This window comes from Staphylococcus sp. GDY8P85P, assembly GCF_017892405.1.
Classification (GTDB): Bacteria; Bacillota; Bacilli; order Staphylococcales; family Staphylococcaceae; genus Staphylococcus; species Staphylococcus borealis.
Genome location: NZ_JAESLA010000073.1, coordinates 1 through 565, shown reverse-complemented (window position 1 = coordinate 565; position 565 = coordinate 1). Strand labels below are relative to the sequence as shown.

Here is a 565-nt window from a genome sequence, read left to right as displayed (position 1 = left end):
ATTTGATTGGTAGTCATTTAGATAAAGAAATCGAAGATTTAAACCAACATATCAACAATGAAAAATGTACTAAAACAAGAAAACAAATACGTCTCAAAAGAACTAAAATCAAAAAATACAAAAAGCAAATCAATGATTATTCTGAGCGAAAGTATCGATACGAATTTCAAAAATCTATTTTAAAGGATAGAAATAGTTATTCTAAGACAGATCATGATGCGACATTTATGAGAATGAAAGAAGATCACATGAAAAATGGACAACTTAAGCCAGGGTATAATTTACAAATAGCGACAAATTCCCAATTTGTTTTATCTTATAATGTGTATCAAAATCCAACGGATACTAGAACGATGATTCCATTTTTAAATTCAATTCAAGAGACCTACGGTCATTTACCTGAATATATTGTAGCTGATGCAGGTTATGGTAGTGAATCAAATTATATGGCAATTATAGATGACTTTAATCGAACGCCACTCATAACATATGGAATGTTTATAAAAGATAAAACTAAAAAATATAAAAGTGACATCTTTAATACTCAAAATTGGGACTATGACGA

General features: G+C 28.5%; 1 protein-coding gene. It reads left to right on the top strand.

The window, feature by feature from the left end:
* Nucleotides 1-565, top strand: a 565-nt coding sequence (locus KA828_RS12705) for a transposase (RefSeq protein WP_210126340.1), incomplete at both ends; no start/stop codon positions are given.